This window comes from Ruania albidiflava DSM 18029 (assembly GCF_000421225.1).
GTDB lineage: Bacteria > Actinomycetota > Actinomycetes > Actinomycetales > Beutenbergiaceae > Ruania > Ruania albidiflava.
Map to the genome: position 1 here is coordinate 346,672 of NZ_ATWL01000002.1, position 22,127 is coordinate 368,798.

23 protein-coding genes and 2 pseudogenes are annotated in these 22,127 nt (G+C 70.1%); 15 read left to right on the forward strand and 10 right to left on the reverse strand.

Features of this window, described 5'->3' with window-relative positions:
* Positions 1-90: 90 nt before the first annotated feature.
* From recA to K338_RS20365, 4 genes and pseudogenes are all read left to right on the forward strand, one after another.
* Positions 91-939 (forward strand): annotated as a pseudogene (recA, locus tag K338_RS26350) (recombinase RecA); the annotation flags it as partial.
* 45 nt (positions 940-984) lie between these two features.
* Positions 985-1,560, forward strand: a pseudogene (locus tag K338_RS26355) (LAGLIDADG endonuclease); the annotation flags it as partial.
* A gap of 171 nt (positions 1,561-1,731) precedes the next feature.
* Complete coding sequence (locus tag K338_RS26360) at positions 1,732-2,229, forward strand: hypothetical protein (protein WP_277049386.1); 498 nt, start codon at positions 1,732-1,734, stop codon at positions 2,227-2,229.
* 100 nt (positions 2,230-2,329) lie between these two features.
* Positions 2,330-2,914: a regulatory protein RecX gene (locus tag K338_RS20365; RefSeq protein WP_022916898.1), complete on the forward strand. Its 585-nt coding sequence runs from the start codon at positions 2,330-2,332 to the stop codon at positions 2,912-2,914.
* On the opposite strand, the gene K338_RS20370 is transcribed toward K338_RS20365, so the two are convergent.
* The 4 genes from K338_RS20370 to K338_RS0104040 all read right to left on the reverse strand — a co-directional run bounded on the left by K338_RS20370 (position 2,915) and on the right by K338_RS0104040 (position 6,398).
* Positions 2,915-3,823, reverse strand: a complete 909-nt coding sequence (locus tag K338_RS20370) for an amino acid ABC transporter permease (RefSeq protein WP_022916899.1) — start codon at positions 3,821-3,823, stop codon at positions 2,915-2,917.
* Entirely contained in the window at positions 3,820-4,494 is a 675-nt protein-coding gene (locus K338_RS0104030; RefSeq protein WP_022916900.1) for an amino acid ABC transporter permease, read from the reverse strand. Before K338_RS0104030 ends, K338_RS20370 begins: the two co-directional genes overlap by 4 nt.
* Positions 4,495-4,654: 160 nt before the next feature.
* Positions 4,655-5,548, reverse strand: a complete 894-nt coding sequence (locus tag K338_RS0104035; protein ID WP_022916901.1) for a glutamate ABC transporter substrate-binding protein — start codon at positions 5,546-5,548, stop codon at positions 4,655-4,657.
* Positions 5,549-5,600: 52 nt separating this feature from the next.
* Positions 5,601-6,398 (reverse strand): amino acid ABC transporter ATP-binding protein, encoded by a 798-nt coding sequence (locus K338_RS0104040; protein WP_022916902.1) that lies wholly within the window; start codon positions 6,396-6,398, stop codon positions 5,601-5,603.
* Positions 6,399-6,461: 63 nt separating this feature from the next.
* On the opposite strand from K338_RS0104040, the gene miaB reads away from it, so the two are divergent.
* From miaB to K338_RS0104055, 3 genes are all read left to right on the forward strand, one after another.
* Positions 6,462-8,027 (forward strand): tRNA (N6-isopentenyl adenosine(37)-C2)-methylthiotransferase MiaB, encoded by a 1,566-nt coding sequence (gene miaB / locus K338_RS0104045; RefSeq protein ID WP_022916903.1) that lies wholly within the window; start codon positions 6,462-6,464, stop codon positions 8,025-8,027.
* Positions 8,028-8,034: 7 nt separating this feature from the next.
* Positions 8,035-8,877, forward strand: a complete 843-nt coding sequence (locus tag K338_RS20375) for a helix-turn-helix domain-containing protein (protein ID WP_084480571.1) — start codon at positions 8,035-8,037, stop codon at positions 8,875-8,877.
* Positions 8,878-8,988: 111 nt separating this feature from the next.
* The gene (locus K338_RS0104055) at positions 8,989-9,483 is read left to right on the forward strand and encodes a VOC family protein (protein ID WP_022916905.1); all 495 of its coding nucleotides are present in this window, start codon (positions 8,989-8,991) and stop codon (positions 9,481-9,483) included.
* Between the two features lie 63 nt (positions 9,484-9,546).
* Here the strand turns inward: K338_RS0104055 and K338_RS0104060 are convergent, their stop codons facing one another.
* Together K338_RS0104060 and K338_RS0104065 are read right to left on the reverse strand one after the other, a co-directional pair.
* Positions 9,547-9,909: a type II toxin-antitoxin system VapC family toxin gene (locus K338_RS0104060; protein ID WP_022916906.1), complete on the reverse strand. Its 363-nt coding sequence runs from the start codon at positions 9,907-9,909 to the stop codon at positions 9,547-9,549.
* Positions 9,906-10,151 carry an AbrB/MazE/SpoVT family DNA-binding domain-containing protein gene (locus tag K338_RS0104065; protein WP_022916907.1) on the reverse strand — a complete coding sequence of 82 codons (246 nt, stop codon included), beginning with the start codon at positions 10,149-10,151 and terminating at the stop codon, positions 9,906-9,908. Before K338_RS0104065 ends, K338_RS0104060 begins: the two co-directional genes overlap by 4 nt.
* 80 nt (positions 10,152-10,231) lie before the next feature.
* On the opposite strand from K338_RS0104065, the gene miaA reads away from it, so the two are divergent.
* Together miaA and dapF are read left to right on the forward strand one after the other, a co-directional pair.
* On the forward strand, positions 10,232-11,143 hold the full coding sequence (gene miaA, locus K338_RS0104070) for a tRNA (adenosine(37)-N6)-dimethylallyltransferase MiaA (RefSeq protein WP_022916908.1): 912 nt from the start codon (positions 10,232-10,234) through the stop codon (positions 11,141-11,143).
* A complete protein-coding gene (gene dapF, locus K338_RS0104075) occupies positions 11,140-12,042 on the forward strand; it encodes a diaminopimelate epimerase (RefSeq protein ID WP_022916909.1) in 903 nt (300 codons plus the stop codon). The genes miaA and dapF overlap by 4 nt, the downstream gene beginning before the upstream one ends.
* Before the next feature lie 27 nt (positions 12,043-12,069).
* On the opposite strand, the gene K338_RS0104080 is transcribed toward dapF, so the two are convergent.
* Positions 12,070-12,681, reverse strand: coding sequence for a class I SAM-dependent methyltransferase (locus tag K338_RS0104080; protein WP_022916910.1), 612 nt, complete (start codon positions 12,679-12,681; stop codon positions 12,070-12,072).
* A 107-nt stretch (positions 12,682-12,788) separates the two neighbouring features.
* On the opposite strand from K338_RS0104080, the gene hflX reads away from it, so the two are divergent.
* Together hflX and K338_RS20380 are read left to right on the forward strand one after the other, a co-directional pair.
* Positions 12,789-14,288 carry a GTPase HflX gene (gene hflX, locus K338_RS0104085; protein ID WP_022916911.1) on the forward strand — a complete coding sequence of 500 codons (1,500 nt, stop codon included), beginning with the start codon at positions 12,789-12,791 and terminating at the stop codon, positions 14,286-14,288.
* 148 nt (positions 14,289-14,436) lie between these two features.
* A complete protein-coding gene (locus K338_RS20380; RefSeq protein WP_084480599.1) occupies positions 14,437-16,431 on the forward strand; it encodes an ATP-dependent DNA helicase in 1,995 nt (664 codons plus the stop codon).
* On the opposite strand, the gene lexA is transcribed toward K338_RS20380, so the two are convergent.
* Positions 16,409-17,104 carry a transcriptional repressor LexA gene (lexA, locus tag K338_RS0104095; RefSeq protein ID WP_027286414.1) on the reverse strand — a complete coding sequence of 232 codons (696 nt, stop codon included), beginning with the start codon at positions 17,102-17,104 and terminating at the stop codon, positions 16,409-16,411. The genes K338_RS20380 and lexA overlap by 23 nt on opposite strands.
* A 203-nt stretch (positions 17,105-17,307) precedes the next feature.
* On the opposite strand from lexA, the gene K338_RS24285 reads away from it, so the two are divergent.
* Both K338_RS24285 and nrdR read left to right on the forward strand, forming a co-directional pair.
* Positions 17,308-17,784: a LysM peptidoglycan-binding domain-containing protein gene (locus K338_RS24285; RefSeq protein ID WP_022916914.1), complete on the forward strand. Its 477-nt coding sequence runs from the start codon at positions 17,308-17,310 to the stop codon at positions 17,782-17,784.
* Between the two features lie 140 nt (positions 17,785-17,924).
* Positions 17,925-18,392, forward strand: a complete 468-nt coding sequence (gene nrdR, locus K338_RS0104105; RefSeq protein WP_022916915.1) for a transcriptional regulator NrdR — start codon at positions 17,925-17,927, stop codon at positions 18,390-18,392.
* A 58-nt stretch (positions 18,393-18,450) separates the two neighbouring features.
* Here nrdR and mgrA read toward each other — a convergent pair whose 3' ends face one another.
* On the reverse strand, positions 18,451-19,500 hold the full coding sequence (gene mgrA / locus K338_RS0104110) for an L-glyceraldehyde 3-phosphate reductase (protein WP_022916916.1): 1,050 nt from the start codon (positions 19,498-19,500) through the stop codon (positions 18,451-18,453).
* A gap of 61 nt (positions 19,501-19,561) precedes the next feature.
* On the opposite strand from mgrA, the gene pip reads away from it, so the two are divergent.
* Together pip and K338_RS0104120 are read left to right on the forward strand one after the other, a co-directional pair.
* Entirely contained in the window at positions 19,562-20,557 is a 996-nt protein-coding gene (gene pip, locus K338_RS0104115) for a prolyl aminopeptidase (RefSeq protein ID WP_022916917.1), read from the forward strand.
* A gap of 103 nt (positions 20,558-20,660) precedes the next feature.
* Positions 20,661-20,840 (forward strand): DUF5302 domain-containing protein, encoded by a 180-nt coding sequence (locus tag K338_RS0104120; protein ID WP_022916918.1) that lies wholly within the window; start codon positions 20,661-20,663, stop codon positions 20,838-20,840.
* Between the two features lie 37 nt (positions 20,841-20,877).
* On the opposite strand, the gene serA is transcribed toward K338_RS0104120, so the two are convergent.
* Positions 20,878-22,125: a phosphoglycerate dehydrogenase gene (serA, locus tag K338_RS0104125; RefSeq protein ID WP_277049389.1), complete on the reverse strand. Its 1,248-nt coding sequence runs from the start codon at positions 22,123-22,125 to the stop codon at positions 20,878-20,880.
* Between the last annotated feature and the right edge of the window lie 2 nt (positions 22,126-22,127).

Here is a 22,127-nt window from a genome sequence, read left to right on the forward strand (position 1 = left end):
TGCCGCCCGGAGAGGGCGGGTCCCTGAAGAGACCAGCCCCAGTCCGCAGGTGGCGGCTCGACCGTCCGAGAACGAAGTGAAGGTGACACCATGGCTGCTCCCGCAGCAGACCGCAGCAAGGCACTCGATGCTGCACTCAGTCAGATCGACCGAGCCTTCGGCAAAGGTTCGGTGATGCGTCTCGGCGACGACACCCGCCCACCGGTGGAGGTGATCCCCACCGGGTCGATCGCCCTGGACGTGGCGCTCGGCACCGGTGGTCTGCCCCGCGGGCGGATCATCGAGGTCTACGGCCCGGAGTCCTCCGGGAAGACCACCGTGGCCCTGCACGCGGTGGCGAACGCGCAGAAGAACGGCGGCATCGCCGCGTTCATCGACGCCGAGCACGCTCTGGACCCGGAGTACGCGAAGAAGCTCGGGGTGGACACCGACGCCCTGCTGGTCTCCCAGCCGGACACCGGTGAGCAGGCACTGGAGATCATGGACATGCTGATCCGCTCCGGTGCGCTGGACATCATCGTGATCGACTCGGTCGCGGCCCTGGTGCCCAAGGCGGAGATCGAGGGCGAGATGGGTGACAGCCACGTCGGCCTGCAGGCCCGGCTGATGTCCCAGGCGCTGCGCAAGATCACCGGGGCACTGAACTCCTCGGGCACCACCGCGATCTTCATCAACCAGCTGCGCGAGAAGATCGGCGTCTTCTTCGGGTGCTTCAACTACAACACCCGGGTGAACCTCGCCGACGGCAGCACCGAGAAGATCGGAAAGATCGTCAACAACAAGATGGACGTCGAGGTTCTCTCCTACGACGCCGACGCCGGCAAGGTCGTGCCACGTAAGATCGTCAACTGGTTCGACAACGGCGTGACCGACCACTTCCTGCAGTTCACCGTGGAGAAGTCGGGCGGCAACGGGCGCTCCCAGTTCGCCGCGACCGAGAACCACCTGATCAGCACACCCGCCGGGTGGCGCGAAGCGGGGGAGATCCTCCCCGGTGACCGGGTGCTCTCCCAGGAGACGGCTCGACTGTCCGACCAGCAGTGGCAGATGGTCCTCGGCGGTCTGCTCGGTGATGGTCATCTCGCGCCGAACACCAGGGCACGTCACGGAGTTCGCTACCGGATGGGGCACGGTCCGCACCAGGTGGACTACCTGGACTGGAAGGCGTCGATGTTCGGGAACGTCCCGCAGACCCGGAGCGTCCGTCCGAACGGTGCTGTGCACCTGGACCTGACCCCGCTGCCCGAGCTCGGCGAGCTGCGTGACGCGGTCTACTTCGGCGATGGCAAGAAGCACATCACCTGGGACTACCTCAAGGCACTCACCCCGCTCGCGCTGGCGGTCTGGTACATGGATGACGCCTCGTTCGCCCTGCGGTCCAAGGGCCTGCAAGCCCGCACGGCCGGTGGCTCCGGTCGTGCGGAGATCGGAGTGGAGTCCTTCAGCCCAGGGTCGCGGCAGCGGATGATCGAGTATCTGCGGGACACCCACGGGGTGGAGAGCACCCTGCGCACCCGCGGCCCGCGCAACCAGCAAGTGCTGCAGCTGACCACGGCGGGCACCGCTCGCTTCCAGGAGATCGTGGCACCCTACGTGCACCCGTCGATGGCGTACAAGCTGCTCGAGCGGTTCCGCGGCATGTTTGACGTCACCGCGGAGTTCCTGCCGCCGCGTCAGGTGCTGGTTCCGGCTCGGGTGCTGGACGTCCACGTGAAGCCGGAGACCCGGTCGATGCACCGGTTCGACATCGAGGTGGAGGGCAACCACAACTACTTCGTCGACGGCGTGATGGTGCACAACTCTCCGGAGACGACCACGGGCGGCAAGGCGCTGAAGTTCTACGCCTCGGTCCGCATCGACGTGCGCCGCATCGAGACCCTCAAGGAGGGCACCGACTCGGTCGGCAACCGCACCCGCGCCAAGGTGGTGAAGAACAAGATGGCCCCGCCGTTCAAGCAGGCCGAGTTCGACATCGTCTACGGCGTGGGCATCTCCCGCGAGGGCAGCCTGATCGACCTCGGGGTGGAGCACGGCATCGTGCGCAAGTCCGGCGCCTGGTACACCTACGAGGGCGACCAGCTCGGCCAGGGCAAGGAGAACGCCCGCCGGTTCCTCAAGGACAACCCGGAGCTCGCTGTCGAGATCGAGCAGAAGATCAAGACCAAGCTCGGCATCGGCGTGAAGCTCGAGGCGGTGCCGGAGTCGGAGGAGACAGCGGTCGACTTCTGACCGGTGGTGGCGCCGTCATCGAGCCGGGGCAGTGCCTGCTCTGGTCGGTGACGGCGCCGCTTCCCTCTGGTCGGGGTCCGTGCAGGAAGGAGGGAGTGCAGTGAGCCAGGCACGACGACGGTCCGCACCGGGGCAGGAGCCGCCCACCTCGGGTGCCGCAGCCGAGGACGCCGAACCCGACCAGGAGAGCGTCGCCCGGGCGATCGCACTGCGGATGCTCACCGGAGCGCCCCGCTCCCGGGCACAGCTCGCGGAGAAGATGGCGAGCAAGAACGTGCCGGACGAGGTCGCCACCAAGGTGCTGGACAGGTTCACCGAGGTCGGGCTGATCGACGACGCCGCCTATGCCGAGATGCTGGTGCGCACCCGGCACAACGAACGCGGCCTCGCCCGCCGAGCGCTGGCTCAGGAGCTGCGGCGCAAAGGAGTGGACACCGAGACGGCCAACGCGGCCCTGGAAGCCGTCCAGCCCGAGGACGAGGCGGACCGGGCGCTCGAGCTGGTCCGCCGCAAGGCCCGCTCCACCGAAGGCGTCGACCCGGTCAAGCGCCGCCGCCGACTCGTCAGCATGCTCGCCCGCAAGGGCTACGGACCGGGTGTGGCGATGCGGGCGGTGGACCAGGTGCTCGGCGAGGAGGACGAGGAGCTCTCGGCCAGCGACGACGGCCCGGACCTCCTGGAGTAGTCACACCTGACCCATCTCCGACTTCTGGATCGCCCGCACGCTCACTGCACCGTTGATGCCACCCTTCACGGTGCCGCCGCCGACCTTCCCGGAGGTGCGGCCGCCGATCCGGCGGGCTACCTTGCCGGCGATCCAGGACAGGATCGCGTTGAGCACGATGTAGATGATCGCGATCACGAAGAACGACTGCAGCACCGGGAACGGTGCATCGGCGCCGATCAGTCGTGCCGAGCGGAGCAGCTCGTTGTAGGTGATGATCGCACCGAGTGCGGAGTCCTTGAGCACCACCACGAACTGGCTCACCAGCGCGGGCAGCATGGCCATCAGTGCCTGCGGCAGCTCGATCGAGCGGATCGACTGGCCGCGAGTCATCCCGATCGCCAGGCCGGCCTCTCGCTGTCCCTTGGGCAGTCCGTGCACACCAGAACGCACCAGCTCGGCGATGACGGAGCCGTTGTAGAGGGTCAGGCCGATGATCACCCCGAGCAACGGGCTCAGTGCCGGGTCGAGCCGGAGTACCTGGGCGCAGAAGATCCACCCGCCAATCATCATGATCAGCACCGGCACGGCGCGGAAGAACTCCACCACCACACCGCAGAACCAGCGGATCAGTCGGTTGCTGGAGAGCCGACCGACACCGAACACCAGGCCAAACACCAGTGCGAGCACGATCGAGTACGCAGCGGCGACGAGCGTGTTCTGCAGGCCGGGCAGGAAGTAGTAGATCCAGGTGCGACCCTCGATCATCGGTGCCCACTTCTCCGCGGTGAGCTGGTCGTGGGCGTGCATCTGGTAGACGACGAACACGCCGATCAGCACCACCACGAGGGCACCGACGATGTTGCCGAGCAGCATGCGCCGGCGCGCCCGTGGCCCGGGGGCGTCGAACAGGACCGACTGCGCGCTCATCGGGCCACCGCCAGACGTTGGGAGAGGAGCGTCACCACGAGCCCGACGGGGATCACGATGATCACGAAGCCCGCGGCGACGGTCAGGAAGATGGGGATGACGTAATTGCCGTGCTGGTCGACCATGTACTTCATCACCAGGGAGATGTCTGCTACGGAGATCGCCGAAGCCACTGTGGTGTTCTTGATCAGTGCGATGAACGTGTTGCCTAGTGGGGCGATCGAGCCGCGGAAGGCCTGCGGGAGGATCACCAGGCGCGCTGCCGGGAGGAAGGAGAGCCCGATCGCCCGTGCCGCTTCTGCCTGACCGACCGGCACCGTGTTCACCCCGGAGCGGATCGACTCGCACACGAAGGACGCGGTGTAGACCGACAGTGCCCAGACCGCGAGCCAGAAGAAGTTCTGGTCCAGGTTCTCCGAGAACGTCACGCCCAGCTGCGGCCAGAGCGCGAACGCAGCGAACATCATCACCACGGTCAGCGGAATGTTGCGCACCAGGTTGACGTAGGTGGCGCCAGCCCACTGCAACGACGGCAGCGGAGAGATCCGCATCAACGCCAGGATGGTGCCCAGAACCAGCGAGAAGATCCCGCTGAAGAACGCCAGCTTGACGTTGAACCAGTAGGCACCGGCGATGTCGTACTCGCCAAGCACCTGCAGAAAGTCGCCCACCTGTGCTCCCTTCCTCCGGTGGACCCGCGTCGTCTGAGTCTGCGGGCCGTAGCAGCGCTGCTAGGGGCTGTAGCAGTCCTGCCGGCGCGACCCGTCACGTGCGAGGTGCGTGATCCGGGCGGATGCTCTCGCACCCGCCCGGATCGTCAGCCCTCAGGGGTCACGCGCATTCCTGTGGAGTCGGCGGGTTCAGGTCCGCATTCGGCTCATAGCCGGTGCCCTCGGTGTTGCTGGTGATGAACTCCTCCCAGCTGCCGTCCTCGATCATCGAGTTGATCGCATCGGTCACGGGCTGGCACTGGTCGGAACCCGGGGGCAGACCCACGCCGTAGTTCTCCTCGGAGAACGTGTTGCCGACCACCTGCAGCTCACCGCTGCCGTCGGCGGCGGCCAGACCGGCGAGGATGATGTCATCAGTGGTGACGGCATCCACCTGGCCACCGACCAGGTACTGGATGCACTCCGAGTACCCGTTCAGCTCGACCAGCTGGGTATCGGGGGAGAATTCGTCCTTCACCCGCTGGGCCGAGGTGGAGCCGGAGACCGAGCAGAGATTCTTCCCGTTCAGCACGTCCGGCCCGGTGATGGTGCCGGCGTCCTCGGAGCGGATCAGCAGGTCCTGACCGGCTACGAAGTAGGGTCCGGCGAAGTCCACGACCTCGTTCCGCTCGTCGGTGATCGAGTAGGTGGCCACGATCATGTCCACCTGCTCGTTCTGCAGCATCGTCTCCCGCTGGGGCGAGGGGGACTCCACCCACTCGATCTGGTCCTCGGAGTACCCGAGCTGCTCGGCGATGTAGGTGGCCACGTCCACGTCGAAGCCGGTGAACGTGTCCCCGTCCTTGTAGCCGAGGCCCGGCTGGTCGAACTTGATGCCGATGCGGATGCTGTCGCCGCCGCCGTCGCCACCTTCGGCGCCGCTGTCGCCGTTGTCGCCGCTGTCGGCTCCGGTGTCGCCGCCGCCCTCCTCTCCGCCCGGCTCAGCCGTGCAGGCGGCAAGGGTGAGGGCCCCCACGGCCGCCAGTGCGGCCAGCGCTGCTCGCGTTGTCTTCATCCTTGGTCTCCTTCGTTGGTTACTGGGGACGTCGTCCGATCGCGGTAGGCGATCAGTGCGTGAGGATCTTGCCGAGGAAGTCCTTGGCGCGGTTGCTCTGCGGGTTGTCGAAGAACGTCTCCGGTTCGGCCTCTTCCACGATCTGCCCGTCGGACATGAACACCACCCGGTCGGCGGCCTTGCGGGCGAAGCCCATCTCGTGGGTGACCACCACCATGGTCATGCCCTCCTTGGCCAGGCCGACCATCACGTCCAGCACCTCCTGGACCATCTCCGGGTCCAGCGCCGAGGTCGGTTCGTCGAAGAGGATCACCTTCGGGCGCATCGCCAGCGCCCGCGCGATCGCGACCCGCTGCTGCTGGCCACCGGAGAGCTGGGCCGGCAGCTTGTCGGCCTGGTTCGCCACGCCGACCCGCTCCAGCAGCTCCATCGCCTGCTTCTTCGCCTCGGTCGACTTCACCCGCTTCACCTTGACGGGCCCCAGGGTGACGTTCTCCAGGATCGTCTTGTGCGCGAACAGGTTGAAGGACTGGAACACCATGCCGACGTCGGCACGCAGCCGGGCCAAGGCCTTGCCCTCTGCGGGCAGCGGCTGACCGTCCAGGGTGATGGTGCCGCCGTTGATCGGTTCCAACCGGTTGATCGCCCGGCACAGGGTGGACTTTCCGGACCCGGACGGCCCGATCACCACCACCACCTCACCGCGGTGCACGGTCAGGTTGATGTCCTGGAGCACGTGCAGCTCGCCGAAGTACTTGTTCACGTCACTGAGCACCACCAGCGGCTCGCTGCTGGGCTTCGGGATGCCGGCACCGTCGTCGGTGCGCGGCGCACCTGTGTCGTCGCTCATACAGGCAACCTAACGCCAAACGCCCGTATCGGCGACGAACTTGCGATAACAGTGCGGACACGAATGACCTCCGGACTGCCCCGGATCGTAGAATCGGCTGCCATGACCGACCACCAGCGCACGTACCTGGTGCGCACTCTGGGCTGCCAGATGAACGTGCACGACTCCGAGCGCATGTCCGGGCTGCTCGAGGATGCCGGCTACGCTCCGGCCGCCACCCGCACGGAGAAGTCGCTGGTCGACCAGGCCGAGGGCGCGGACGTGGTCGTCATCAACACCTGCGCCGTCCGGGAGAACGCCTCGGACCGGCTGTACGGCAACCTCGGGCAGCTCGCCGGACTGAAGAAGACCCACCCCGGTCTGCAGATCGCCGTCGGCGGTTGTCTGGCCCAGCAGGACCGCTCCGGGATCGTCGAACGCGCCCCGTGGGTGGACGTGGTCTTCGGCACCCACAACATCGACGTGCTGCCCGCGCTGCTGGAGCGGGCCCGGCACAACGACCAGGCGCAGGTGGAGATCGAGGAGGCGCTCAAGGTCTTCCCCTCCACCCTGCCCACCAAGCGGGAGAGCGCCTACGCCGCGTGGGTGTCCATCTCGGTGGGCTGCAACAACACCTGCACGTTCTGCATCGTGCCGCACCTGCGCGGCAAGGAGCGCGACCGCCGGCCCGGTGACATCCTCGCCGAGGTGCAGGCGGTCGTCGCCCAGGGCGCCATCGAGGTCACCCTGCTCGGGCAGAACGTGAACTCCTACGGGGTGGGCTTCGGGGACCGCGGTGCGTTCGCGAAGCTGCTGCGCGCCTGCGGGCAGATCGAGGGCCTGGAGCGGGTGCGGTTCACCTCCCCGCACCCGGCGGCGTTCACCGACGACGTGATCGAGGCGATGGCCAGCACACCCACGGTGATGCCCCAGCTGCACATGCCGCTGCAGTCCGGGTCGGACGCCGTGCTCCGGGCGATGCGCCGCTCCTACCGCAGCACCAAGTTCCTCGGCATCCTGGACCGGGTCCGTCAGGCCATCCCGCACGCGGCGATCACCACCGACATCATCGTCGGCTTCCCCGGGGAGACCGAGGAGGACTTCCAGGCCACCCTGGACGTCGTCGAGGCCTCCCGGTTCGCCAGCGCGTTCACCTTCCAGTACTCACCCCGCCCGGGCACCCCGGCAGCCGACCTGCCCGACCAGGTGCCCACCGAGGTGGTCGCCGAACGGTACCGGCGGCTGGTCGCGCTGCAGGACCGGATCGCCGAGGAGGAGAACGCCGCCCAGGTCGGGCGCCAGGTCGATGTGCTCGTCGCCGACCACGAGGGCCGCAAGGACACTGCCACCCACCGCATCTCCGGCCGTGCCGCCGACAACCGCCTGGTGCACCTGGCCCTGCCGGACGACCTCACCGACGCTGATGCCCCTCGGCCCGGTGACATGGTCACCGTCACGGTCACCGACTCCGCGCCCTACCACCTGATCGCCGACTCCGCGCTCACCAGCGGCGACTTCACCCTGCGCCGCACCCGCGCCGGGGACGCGTGGCAGGCAGCCAAGACCGCGACGCACACCCACCCCACCCCCGAGCCGGGTGCCGTCTCCCTCGGCATGCCCACCCTCCGGGTCGGCGCCAGCACCTCCTGAACCGGCCATGACCCGACCTGGCGTGCCCACCCGGGGGCCGCTGCCCGGATCGGGCACCCGTGCGGGGGTGCAGCTGTTGCGCTTCGCGGTCGACGACGGCGCAGCCGCCCTGGTCCGGCACGTCTGGGTGCCGCTGTGGTCCCTGCCACCGGGGGAGCAGGTGGTCCAGGAGCTCCTCCAGTACCCGGGAGGGAACGTCGTCGTGATGGCCGACGAGGCCGGCTTCTACGGTGTGGACGCCGGTCTGGGCACCCGCGCGCTGACCGGGACCGGCTGGGGAGTGGGCGCCATGCTCCGTCCGGCCGCGGCCGGTCTGCTGCTGCGCCACCAGGCGGCCGATGCTGTGCGCGTGGGTGCTGCCCAGCTGGATGTGGGCACTGCGATCCGGGCTGAACGCACCGAGCTGGGCGCCGACTTCACTGCGGCCTGTGCCCGAGTCCGCGCGCTGATGCCCGCGCACCCGGAGGCTGCCGGACGGGCGCTGACCGACTGGGTGGTCGCGCGCTGCGGGCCCCTCGATGCCGAGGGTGAGCTCGCCAACGCCGCCGCCGACCTGGCCGAGCAGGGTGCGGTACACACTGTGGCCGAGCTCGCCGCGCGGGTCGGTGTGGGCGAACGGCAGCTGCAGCGGATCTGCCGGCGCCGGATCGGGCTGAGCCCGAAGTGGCTGCTGCAGCGCCGCCGGCTGCAGGACGCCGCCGCCCGGCTCGGGGAGGTCGACCCGCCGGCGCTCGCGGACCTGGCCACCGAGCTCGGCTACGCCGACCAGGCGCACTTCACCCGCGACTTCACCACGGTGGTCGGCCGCCCGCCGGGCCGGTTCGCCCGCGAGCACCGCCCCCACAGCTGAAGTTGCTCGTCGATCTGGCCACAGTTCGTGACCGATTCGACGAGCAACTTCCAGGGGCGGAGGTCGGGTTTCGACAAGATCGTGGGGCAGGGGCCGGCGCAAGATCGAGCCATGACCACGAACCCCAGCACGCAGAGTCCCACCGTCGCCCCGGTCCCCGCCGGCTACACCGCCCTCACCCCGTTCGTCACCGTGACCGACGGCGCCGGTGCTATCGACTTCTACCGGAACGTGTTCGACGCGCGCCTGGTCAGCCGCACCGCCGCCCCGGACGGCACCGTCGCCCACGCCGAGCTCGACTTCGGCAACGGCCGCCTGCAGCTCGGCGACGCCAACGAGGCCTACGGCCTGCTGCCGCCACCCGGAGGCGACGCCGTCACCCACTCGATCGCCTACTACTGCACCGACTGCGACGCCGTGGTGGCCCGTGCCGTGGCGGCCGGCGCCACGCTCCGCGAAGAGGTCTCCACCTTCGTCACCGGCGACCGGTACGGCTCGATCCGGGACCCGTTCGGGCTGCGCTGGTCGATCATGACCCGCGTGGAGGACGTCTCCGAGGAGGAGGCGCAGCGCCGGGTCGAGGCGTGGATGGCCGAGCAGTCCTGAACTGCCGGCTTCAGCGTCTGCCTCTGTCGACGGGGCATCAGCCGACCGTGGGGCGCAGCCGGATCATCGAATCTGGATCACCGTCTCCGACTCACCCCACGCCTGGTCCGCTGTGAGCGCTGTGACGCCCAGTCGTCGGGCGAGGGCCAGACAGAGGCGGTCGCCGAGTGCGAGCCCGCTGCCGGGTTGCCACAGGGCGGCTGCCTGCTCCGCGTCCGATGGTGTGACGGGTTCGATGCGCATCCCGTAGCTGAGCAGCAAGGCACGAACGATCGCTGGGTCGCCGCCACGAGCGCGGACCTTCTGGAGCACCTCGGACCAGTTCGCCGCACCGAGCACGGCCGTCGGCAGGGCTTCCTCCACCCGGTCGGAACCACGCTCGCCCTGGACGTAGACAAGCACCGCCGAGGCGTCCAGGACGATCACGCGGCGCCGTCCTGCTTCGCCTGCTCGCGCCGCTCGGCAACGAGCTCATCGACCAGGCTGGTACCCGCCAGCTGTGCGCGAACAAGATCCTTGACCTGGTCCCGCGTGGCCAGGACAACACCGTGCGGTGTCTCGATGAACAGCAACGTGGTGCCCTGCTCCCACTGCTGGCTGGCGCGCAGGCCGGCCGGAACCACCAGGCGGCCACGGTCACCCAACGACGCGCTGTATGTGGTATCCACCGATCCACAATACCATCGCCGGAACGCGTGTGGGAGTCAGCAGCAGGCGAGATCTGGTGCCTTCGATACCCTCGAGCCTCATGACCGCGCCCCACCCCGACCCGCCTGTGGTCGCGGTCGTCGGCCCCACCGCCACCGGCAAGTCGGACCTCGCCCTGGACCTGGCCGAGTCCCTGGGCGCGGAGATCGTCAACGCCGACGCCATGCAGCTCTACCGGGGCATGGACATCGGCACCGCCAAGCTGCCGCCCGAGCAGCGCCGTGGAATCCCGCACCACCAGCTGGACGTGCTGGAGGTCACCGAGGAGGCCAGCGTGGCCGCCTACCAGTCCCACGCCCGCGTCCAGGTGACCGAACTGACCAGGGCGGGCTGCGCCGTCGTGATCGTGGGCGGATCCGGACTGTACGTGCGCGCCCTGCTGGACCGGATCGACTTCCCCGGCACCGACCCGGCCGTGCGCGCGGCCTGGGAGGCCCGCGCCGCCGAGCACGGCCCCGGCATGCTGCACGACGAGCTCACCCGCCAGGACCCCCAGGCGGCCGCCCGCATCGACCGCGGCAACACCCGCCGGATCGTGCGCGCCCTGGAGGTCATCGAGATCACCGGCCGGCCGTTCTCCGCGAACCTGCCCGACCACACCTACGCCATCCCCGCCGTCCAGCTCGGCCTCGACCTGCCCAGCACCGACCTGGACGCCCGGATCGACGCCCGTGCCGCGCAGATGTTCGCCACCGGGCTGGTCACCGAGACCGAGGAGCTGCGCAGCCGCGGCCTGGAGCAGGGCCGCACCGCGGTGCGCGCCGTCGGCTACGCCCAGGCCCTGGCCCGCATCCGTGGCGAGCTCAGCGAGGACGAGGCGGTCGCCCAGACCGCTCTGGCCACCCGGCAGCTCGCCCGTCGGCAGCGCAAGTGGTTCCGCCGCGACCCGAGGATCACCTGGCTCACCCCCGGCTCGAGCACCCTGGAGCAGGCACGTACGCTGGTCGGGTGACGCTCCCCACCGACCTGCCCACGCTGACCAAGGGCCACGGCACCGGCAACGACTTCCTGCTGTTCACCGACTCCGAGGGCACCGGCGAGCTCTCCCCCGATGTGGTGGCCGCGATCACCAACCGGCACACCGGGATCGGCGCGGACGGTCTGATCCGGGCCGTCCCCACCGCGCTGGTCGATCCGGCCGCCGCCGAGCAGGGCGCCCAGTGGTTCATGGACTACCGCAACGCCGACGGTTCGCTGGCCGAGATGTGCGGCAACGGCATCCGGGTCTTCGTCGCCTACCTGCGGCACGCCGGGCTGCTGGACCTGCCCGACGGCGCGGTGGTACCGGTCGGCACCCGCGCCGGGGTGCTCGGCGTGCGCCGCGAGGGCCAGGAGTACGCCGTGGACATGGGCACCTGGCGGGCCACCGGCGGTGCGGAGGCGCTCGCCTCCGGGTTCGACGCCTCAGTGGTCACCCGGGGGCTGGACGAGCAGCGCCCGGGCCTGCGGCTGGAGCTGGGCAACCCGCACACCGTCGTCGCCCTGCAGGACGAGCAGACCCTCGCCGAGCTGGACCTGACCAGCCTGCCCGGTGTGGACCCACAACCGGAGCACGGCAGCAACGTGGAGTTCGTGGTGCCGCTCGGGGAGGCGGAGGCCACCGAGGACGGTGGTCGCATCGGTGTGCTGCGGATGCGGGTGTACGAGCGCGGGGTGGGGGAGACCCTCTCCTGCGGCACCGGGGCGTGCGCTGCTGCGCTGGCGGTGCGCGCCTGGTTCGGCGACGGCGCGCCGGACCACTGGCAGGTGCACGTGCCCGGTGGGCGGCTGCGGGTGCGGGTGGACGGCGACCGGGTGGAGCTGGCCGGACCGGCCGAGCTGGTCGGGGTGGTCACCCCGCTGCCGGGCTGAGTCCGGCGCCGGTGCGCGTGGCGCTGCCTACTCCTCCGGCGTGCTGACCTGCAGCACCCGGAACCCCTTCGCGCTCGCCCGCCGGCTCGTGGGCAGGCCGAGCTCGCTGGTGATCCACCGCTGCAGGGAGTCCGAGCCCAGGTTCTTCGCCACCACCAGCTGGGCGGTGGCCCCCGGTGCCAGCCGCGGCAGCCAGGTGCGCAGCATCTCGTGCAGCACCGCCTTTCCCACCCGGATCGGCGGGTTGGACCAGATCGCGTCCAGCCGCAGGTCCGGCTCAGCCGTGAGCAGGTCCTCAGGGGTGGCGGTGACCACGTTGGCCAGGCCGAGCCGTTCGGCGTTCTGGGCGGTCAGCTCCAACGCCCGGGTGTTCACGTCCACCGCCAGCACCCGCGCCCCAGGGCTGGCCATCGCCATGGTCAGCGCGATCGGTCCCCATCCGCAGCCCAGGTCCAGCAGCGTTCCCGACGGCGGAACCTCGCCTGCTTGGGCCAGCAGCACCGTGGTGCCGGGGTCCAGCCGGGCGGCGGAGAACACGCCGGCGTCCGTGCTCACCTGGACCTCCTGCCCGCGCAGGGTCACGGTCAGGGTGCGCGGGGCGCTGGCGGCGTGCGGCTCGTTGGTGAAGTAGTGACCCACAGCCGCAGCGTACGTGCCAGCGCCAGCCGTAAGCGAAATCCTCTGGCGGGAGCGCAGGGGGCGTGGGATCGTGGAGGTATCCAGATCCGGCTGCCGACAAGGACACCATGACCCGACCCACCGCCCATCCGAGGTCCGCTGAGCTGGACGCCTCCACCGAGGCCCGCGCGCAGGACGTCGTCAACCGGATCCTGGCGAGGGCGGGCACGGCGATCCAGCACGAGCAGGACGAGCACACCGGCCATGACGGCGACCAGCTGGACCTGGCCGAACGTACCGCGCTGCGCCGGGTCGGCGGGCTGTCCACCGAGCTGCAGGACGTCAGCGAGGTGGAGTACCGGCAGCTGCGCCTGGAACGGGTCGTGCTGGTCGGACTGTGGACCCACGGGACCGCTGAAGAGGCGGAGATCTCCCTGCGCGAGCTCGCCGCACTCGCCGAGACCGCCGGCTCGGTGGTGCTGGACGGGATGCTGCAGCGGCGTTCCGCCCCCGACCCGGGCACCTACCTGGGTTCGGGCAAGGCCGCCGAGCTCGCCAGCGTGGTGGCTGCCACGCACGCGGACACCGTGATCGTCGACTCCGAGCTGGCCCCGTCCCAGCGGCGCGGGCTGGAGGACGTCATCAAGGTGAAGGTGATCGACCGCACCGCGCTGATCCTGGACATCTTCGCCCAGCACGCCAAGTCCCGGGAGGGCAAGGCCCAGGTGGAGCTGGCCCAGCTGGAGTACCTGCTGCCACGGCTGCGCGGCTGGGGTGAGTCGATGTCCCGGCAGGCCGGTGGCCGGGTCGCCGGTGGCGCGGGGATCGGCTCCCGCGGACCTGGTGAGACCAAGATCGAGCTGGACCGGCGCCGGATCCGCACCCGGATGGCCAAGCTGCGCCGGCAGATCGCGCAGATGGCTCCCGGTCGCGCTGCCCGCCGGCACTCCCGCAGCGCCGGTGATGTGCCCTCGGTGGCCATCGCCGGCTACACCAACGCCGGCAAGTCCTCGCTGCTGAACCGGCTCACCGATGCCGGGGTGCTGGTGCAGAACGCCCTGTTCGCCACCCTGGACCCCACGGTGCGCCGGGCGCAGACCCCGGACGGACGCGCCTACACCCTGGCGGACACGGTCGGCTTCGTGCGCAACCTGCCCACCCAGCTGGTGGAGGCGTTCCGCTCCACGTTGGAGGAGGTCGGCGCCTCGGACGTGATCCTGCACGTGGTGGATGCTGCGCACCCGGATCCGGAGGGTCAGATCACCGCGGTACGGAACGTGCTGCGGGACATCGAAGGGGCCCGGGAGCTGCCGGAGATCGTGGTGCTGAACAAGGCGGACCTGGCCGCACCGGAGACTCTTCACCGGCTGCGCACCCGGGAGCCGGACGCGATCGCCGTCTCCGCACGTACCGGTGCCGGTATCGAGGAGCTGCGCGCACGCATCGCCGAGACCCTGCCCCGGCCGGCGGTCGAGGTGGACGTGCTGGTGCCCTACGACCGCGGCGACCTGGTGCACCGGGCGCACACCACCGGCGAGGTGATCGCCACCGAGCACCTCGCCGAGGGCACCCGGCTGGTGGCCCGCGTGGACGACGCACTGGCCGCTGAGCTGCGCCGCGCCGGCTGACGGCTGTGGACGGTGTACCGGGCTGACACCACCGGCGCGATACCGTCGGGGGGTGGGTGAGAGCGAGCAGGACGAGCGACCCGGCCCGGCCGGTGCCGCCGGGTCGGCGCACAGCGTGGACGCCGCCCTGGACGAGGTCGTGGCCACGATGGGAGGCGCCCGCCGCACCGGGCAGCACGAGATGGCCCGCGCGGTCGCGGACACCCTCGACGACGGTGCCCACCTGCTCGTCCAGGCCGGCACCGGGACCGGCAAGTCCCTGGCCTACCTGGTGCCGACACTGCTCAAGACCGTCTCCTCCGGACAGCGCGCCATCGTCTCCACGGCGACCCTCGCGCTGCAGCGTCAGATCCTTGGTCACGACCTGCCCTTGGTCACCGAGACGCTGACCCGCCACCTCGGGCGTGAGCCCGACGTGGCGCTGCTCAAGGGCTGGCACAACTACGTGTGCAAGCACAAGGTCGCCGGCGGATACCCCGACGACGAAGGTGCCCTGTTCGCTGCCACGGAGGCGGCGCCGTCGACCGCCGAAGAACACCCTGGCGAGGCCGAGGAGTCCCTCGGCGGCCAGGTGGTCCGGCTGCGGGAGTGGGCGGCGGAGACCGACACCGGCGACCGGGACGACCTGGTGCCGGGGGTGAGCGAGCGCGCCTGGCGGCAGGTGTCCATCACCTCTCTGGAGTGCCTGGGCCAGAAGTGCCCGCTGCTGGCCGAGTGCTTCCCCGAACGTGCCCGCGCCCACGCCCGCGAGGCCGACCTGGTGGTCACCAACCACGCGATGCTCGGTATCGCCGCCACCGGGAACCCGAAGGTGCTGCCCGAGCACGAGATCCTGGTGGTGGACGAGGCGCACGAGCTACCCGACCGGGTGACCGCCCAGGCCACGGTCGAGCTGTCCGCCGCAGTCGTCGAGCGCACCGCGCGCACCGCCCGCCGGCACGCAGGGCTCCCGCTGACCGGGCTGCAGGAAGCCGGCGAAGAGCTCCGCCCGTTGCTGATGGCCGTGCCGGAGGGGCGGCTGCGCTCCGGTCTGCCTGAGGAGCTGGCCCCGGTGGTGCGCGCGATCGCCGACGGCGCCCGCGAAGGGATGTCGGCGATGCGCGACCAGCAGACCTCAGCCTCGGAGGCGGGGGCGAAGTCGGTGGCGCACAGCGCCCTGCTGGCGTTGTTCGAGGTGGCCGACCGGCTGCTCTCGGACCGGATCAGCGAGCACGTCGACGTGCTCTGGTGCGAGCGGGGCCGCCGACCGGGGGAGGGGTCGCGGCTGATGCTCGCACCGTTGAACGTCGCCGGGCCGATCGCGGGGGACCTGCTGGCCGGCCGGTCCGCGGTGCTCACCTCCGCCACGCTCGCCCTCGGCGGCACGTTCCAGGCCACCGCCCGCTCGCTGGGCCTGGCCGACGGCGCCTACCGCAGCGAGCTGGTCTCCTCCCCGTTCGACTACGGCCGGCAGGGCATCCTGTACGTGGCCGCCTCGCTGGCCCGCCCCGGCCGGGACGGCACCGACGAGAAGTTGCTCGCGGAGATCGCCGAGCTGGTCACCGCCTCCCAGGGTGGGGCGCTCGGCCTGTTCTCCTCCCGACGTGGGGCGCAGGCGGCGGCCGAGGCGCTCCGCGAACAGCTCGAGTGGCCGATCCTGCTGCAGGGTGACGATGTGCTGCCCACGCTGGTGCGGGACTTTGCCGCGGACCCGACAGCGAGCTTGTTCGGCACGCTCTCGCTGTGGCAGGGAGTGGACGTGCCGGGGCTGAGCTGCCGCCTGGTGTTCATCGACCGGATCCCGTTCCCGCGGCCAGATGACCCGGTGAAGGCGGCCCGCACCGAGGCGGTCGGCCGGGCTGGTGGGAACGGGTTCATGGCCGTCTCGGCCACGCACGCAGCCCTGCTGCTGGCGCAGGGTGCCGGCCGGCTGATCCGCAGCACCACCGACCGTGGCGTGGTGGCCGTGCTCGACCCGAGGCTGCGGACCGCCCGGTACGGTTCGTTCCTGGCGGCGAGCCTGCCTCCGCTGTGGCCGACCACGGACCCCGAGGTGGTGCGCGGAGCGCTGCGGCGGCTGGCCGGGGAGGCGTTGACCACCGACGACAGCGCTGCGGCCGACGGATCGGCCGCGAGCGGGGTCACAGAGAGCGCAGCACGCTGACCACGCGGCCGAGCACCTCGGCCTGGGAACCGTCGATCGGGGAGTAGTTGTCGTTCGCCGGCAGCAGCCAGACCGCCTCGTCGGTCTTCTTCAGCGTCTTCACCGTTGCCTCGCCGTCGATCATCGCCGCGACGATCTCGCCGTTCTCTGCGACCGCCTGGCTGCGCACCACGACCCAGTCGCCGTCGCAGATGGCCGCATCGATCATCGAGTCGCCGACCACCTGGAGCAGGAACAGCTCGCCGTCACCGACCAGCTGGCGGGGGAGCGGGAAGACGTCCTCGATCGCCTGCTCGGCCAGGATCGGTCCGCCGGCGGCGATCCGCCCGACGAGCGGCACATAGGCGGCGCGTGCCGTGTCCTGCTCACCGTCGTAGGTGGTGAACGTCGTCGCACTGCCACGGACCTTGCGAGAGTCGTCGCCGACGATCTCGATCGCGCGGGTGGACAGTGCGTCTCGGCGCAGGAACCCCTTCCGCTCCAGCAGCTCGAGCTGATACTTCACCGACGACGGGCTGGCCAGACCCACGGCGGTGGCGATCTCGCGCATCGTCGGTGGATACCCCTTGGCGTCCAGGCTCGCGCGGATCGAATCCATGATCCGGCGCTGCCGCGGGCTCAGCGATGCCGGGTCGGGACGGTCGCTCTCGTCCTTCTTCGGTTCGCGGGCCATGATGTCCTCCTGCTCCACATCGCCTGGAAGTCCGCCGATGTCAGTGGTCGATGATCTGCTCTGGTCGTGGCGCTCTCCACGATAGGCGCCACCTCCCGAAACGCCAAACATGTGTTCGACTGGCGTGTCGTCGGCGGGGCGTGCTACTTTCAGCACGGACGTTCGACGTACGGGTGTTCGACGACATGAGGAGACGAGTAACGATGAGTGCAGTGGCCTTCCCCACCGCGGGGCTGACCATGCCCGTCCGGCGGCACCTGGTCGCCGTCCCCGACCTGTCTGCGGCACCGGCTGCTCCGGTGGGTGCCGGGGCGGTGGCCACCTGTCCCCCGCAGAGCCTCGAGACTGGTGCGCGGCGGCGGTCCGCGCACGCTGTGGCAGCTGCCGGACCGGTGCGGCTCACCGACCGCGGCCGCGCAGTGCTGGTGGCGCTCGCGTTCGCGCTCGCTGCTGCTCTGGGCACCGGTGTCGGTCTCGCACTCCCGGCCCAGGACGCGGCACCCGAGCAGGTGCAGAGCGTGACGGTCGGCCCGGGGGAGAACCTGTGGACCATCGCCGAGAGCGTCGCGGTCGAGGGCCAGGACGTGCGCGCCGTCATCGACCAGATCATCACGTTGAACAACCTCACGGCTGCTACTGTGCACGCGGGGCAGGAGCTGACGGTCCCTGCGGCCGGCTGATCGCACGATCCGCTGCCGCGCGGTACTTGCGCGGGTGGCCCTCCGCTGTCTAAGTTGGGACACATCTAGTAGTTACACGGATGTGATTGTCCACCATGTGGTGCTGCGTGCATCGCGTCGGAGGGAAGGGAAACCGCCTGGTGCACTGCCCGTTCTGCCGACACGGCGACTCTCGGGTGGTGGACTCGCGCACCGCTGAGGACGGCGCGTCCATCCGCCGCCGTCGGCAGTGTCCGCAGTGCGGTCGGCGGTTCACCACGGTGGAGACCACCAGCCTGAACGTGATGAAGCGCTCCGGGGCTGTCGAACCGTTCAGCCGGGACAAGGTGATCGCCGGTGTCCGCAAGGCCTGTCAGGGTCGGCCGGTCTCCGAGGACGACCTCGCGCTGCTGGCGCAGAAGGTCGAGGAGGCGGTCCGCGCCACCGGTGTGGCCGAGGTGGACGCCCACGAGGTCGGCCTGACCATCCTGGGTCCGTTGCGCGACCTGGACGAGGTCGCCTACCTGCGGTTCGCCAGCGTCTACCAGGCCTTCTCCTCTCTGGAGGACTTCGAGGCAGCGATCACGGCCCTGCGCGACGAGCGCAGCGAGACCGCGCCGCTCGAGTAGAGACGTCCGCCGGTGGTCCGGGAGGGGAAGCCCGGACCACCGGCGGCGAACAGTGGCGTTACCGGTCGCTGGACCGGGGCGCCCACAGGTTGACGCCACCGTCCTGGGCGTACCGGTCGATCTCGGCGAGCTCCTCGTCGGTGAACTCCAGGTTCGCCAGTGCGCCGAGGGTGTCGTCCAGCTGGCGCACGCTGGAGGCACCGACCAGCGCGGTGGTCACCCGCGGGTCGCGGAGCACCCAGGCCACCGCCATCTGTGCCAGGGACTGTCCGCGGCGACCGGCGATCTCGTTCAGCGCGCGCACCCGGCCCAGGTTCTCCTCGCTCAGGTACTCCGCGCGCAGCGGTCCGCCCTTCGCGCGGCGGGAGCCGGCGGGCACACCATCGAGGTACTTGTCCGTGAGCATCCCCTGGGCCAGCGGCGAGAACACCACTGCGCCCAGACCGGAGTCACCGAGCACGTCCAGCAGCGACTCGCCGGTACCAGCCTGGTCGGGGTCCTCGATCCACCGGTTGAGCATCGAGTAAGAAGGCTGGTGCACCAACAGGTCCAGTCCGAGGTCCGCAGCCACGGCCAGCGCCTCCCGGGTGCGCCGCGCGTTGTAGGAGGAGATGCCGGCATACAGCGCACGGCCAGAGTCCACGGCGGTCTTCAGCGCACCCATCGTCTCGGTCAGCGGTGTGTCCGGGTTGAAGCGGTGACTGTAGAAGATGTCGACGTAGTCCAGGCCCATGCGGCGCAACGAGGCGTCCAAGGACGACAGCAGGTACTTGCGGGAGCTGCCGTCACCGTAGGGGCCTGGGTGCATCGGGTAGCCCGCCTTGGTGGTGATCACCAGCTCGTCGCGCAGGGCGGCAAGGTCAGCCCGCAGCATCCTGCCGAAGTTCTCCTCGGCAGCCCCCGGCGGAGGTCCGTAGTTGTTCGCCAGGTCGATCTGGGTGATCCCGCGGTCGAACGCGTGAAACACGATCTCCCGCTGGGTCTCCAGCGCCGTGGTGTCCCCGAAGTTCTGCCACAGCCCGAGGGAGACGAGCGGCAGCTGCAGCCCGCTCCTCCCGCAGTAGCGCATCGGCATGGTCTCGTACCGGTCCTCGGCAGGTGTGTACATGCCCCGAGAGTAGCCTGCCGGCAAGCACCGGAGCAGTGCCCGTGCGGGGTAGGTTCGAGGTATGCATCCCCGACGCCGTGACAGCCCGGACCTGCGCACCTTCTACCCGGAGATCGACCCGCACCAGACCGGATACCTGCCGGTGAGCGACGGGCACGAGCTGTACTACGAGGTGAGCGGTAACCCGGACGGCAAGCCGGTCGTCTTCCTGCACGGCGGACCAGGCTCGGGCGTGAGCCCCGCGCAGCGAAGGGTGTTCGACCCGGAGCGGTACCGCATCGTCCTGTTCGACCAGCGCATGGCCGGCCGCTCCCGCCCGCACGCCTCCGCTGCGGACGCCGACCTGAGCACGAACACCACCTGGCACCTGGTCGCCGACATCGAGGCCCTGCGCACGCACCTGGGCGTCACCGCCTGGCAGGTGTTCGGGGGTTCCTGGGGCTCCTGCCTGGCGCTGGCCTATGCGCAGACCCACCCGAGCCGGGTCACCGAGCTCGTGCTGCGCGGTATCTTCACCCTGCGCCGCAGCGAGCTGGACTGGATGTACGAGGGGCCGCTGCGCAACGTCTACCCGGACGCCTGGGAGGACTACCTCGCGCCGGTACCGCTCGAGCGCCGCATCCCAGGGCGACTGCAGGAAGCCTTCCACGACCTCCTGTTCCACCCCGACCCGGCCGTCCACGTGCCGGCCGGCGCCGCCTGGACCGCCTGGGAGAACACCGTCATCTCCCTCTACCCCGACCCGGCAAACCTGGCCAAGGCCGATGACCGCGCCCATGCCGTCTCCTTCGCACGCATCGAGAACCACTTCTTCGTCAACCACGGCTGGCTCGAGGAGGGCCAGCTCATCCGCGACGCGCACCTGCTGGCCGGCATCCCCACCGTGATCGTGCAGGGCCGTTACGACATGTGCACCCCCGCCGTCTCTGCCTACGAGCTCGCCCAGGCCATGCCGCACGCCGAGCTCGTGCTCACCCCGGACTCCGGCCATGCCTTCAGTGAACCGGCCACCTTGGACGCCCTGGTCCGCGCGACCGACGCGTTCGCCGTTCGCTGACCCGACCGACGGGGAGTATTCGGTGGCGCCACCGGCGAGAGCGGGGCAGAGTGGGCACCAGCGCCGGGTGTCCGGCGTCGTCAGACCACCGTCAGGAGCCCCGATGTCATCCGAGAAGTCCGACGACCCGATGGCCGACGCCAAGGCGAAGATGCGGGCAGCGCTCGACCGCAAGGCCGAACGTGAGCACCTGACCGAGGAGGCGCCACCGAACACCGGACCCGTGCACGGGTCAGAGGTGGACCACAGCGGCCGTCGGGTGTTCCGCCGCAAGTCCGGCTGAGCGCCCCAGCCGCGCGCCGCAGTCGATCCGGCAGGGGTCAGTCGTCGCTGTCTGGGCGCAGCGTGCGCAGCCGCACGGTCGCTTCCATGCCCTCGATCCGGGTGAGCGTCTCGACCGGCAGGTCGCCGCTGATGTCGGTGACGGCGTAGCCCAGGCTGCCGGACGTCGCCAGCACCTGGCTCTCGATGTTCGCCCCGGCCGCGGAGAGCTCCTGGTTCGCCGCCGCCATCACCCCGGGCACGTTCTGGTGCAGGTGCGCGATCCGCCGGGTCCCAGCCCTCGGTCGGTCCAGGATGAGCGCCGGGACGTTCACGCTCAGCGCGGTCGCACCTGAGTGCACGTAGTCGCGCAGCTTCGCGGCCACGAACCGGCCGATGTCCTGCTGCGCTTCCTCGGTGGAGCCACCCACGTGCGGGGTGAGGATCACGTTCGGCAGGTTCCGCAGCTCGGAGTCGAACGCGTCCCCCTGCTTCTTCGGCTCCTGCGGGAAGACGTCCACCGCTGCCCCGCTGACCCGGCCGGCGAGCACCTGCTCCCGCAGCGCCCCGTAGTCGACCAGGAAGCCGCGGGAGAGGTTCAGGAAGATCGCGCCCGGCTTCATCGCGGCGAACTCGTCGGCGCCGAACATGCCCGCGTTGCCGGGCCGGCCGTCCACGTGCAGGGTCACCATGTCGGCTTCAGCGAGCAGCGCGTGCAGGCTCGGCATCCGCTTCGCGTTGCCCAGGGAGAGCTTCTCCGCGGTGTCGTAGAAGATCACCCGCATGCCCAGTGCCTCGGCCACGACCGACAGCTGGGTGCCGATGTTGCCGTAGCCGACGATGCCTAGCGTACGTCCGCGCACCTCGTGCGCACCGTTGGCAGACTTGTCCCAGGTGCCCGCGTGCAGCGACTTGTCCTTCTCGGTCAGCCGCCGGGTGAGCGCGATGATCTCGGCCAGCGCCAGCTCCACCACAGAGCGGGTGTTGGAGAACGGGGCGTTGAACGCCACCACGCCGGCATCGGCAGCGGCGGTCAGGTCGATCTGGTTCGTGCCGATGCAGAACGCACCGATCGCGACCAGGTCCTTGGCCTGCTCCAGCACCTTGGCGGTGATGTGCGTCTTGGACCGGATACCGAGCACCTGCACCCCGTCCAACGCGGCGATCAGCTCGTCCTCGTCCAGCGCCCCGGACCGTGTCGACACCTCCATCCCGGCAGCATCGAGCACCTCGGTGCCCAGAGGATGGATGTTTTCCAGGAGGAGTGCCTTGACCACGGCCCTATGGTGCTCTTCTTGTGCCCGGATAC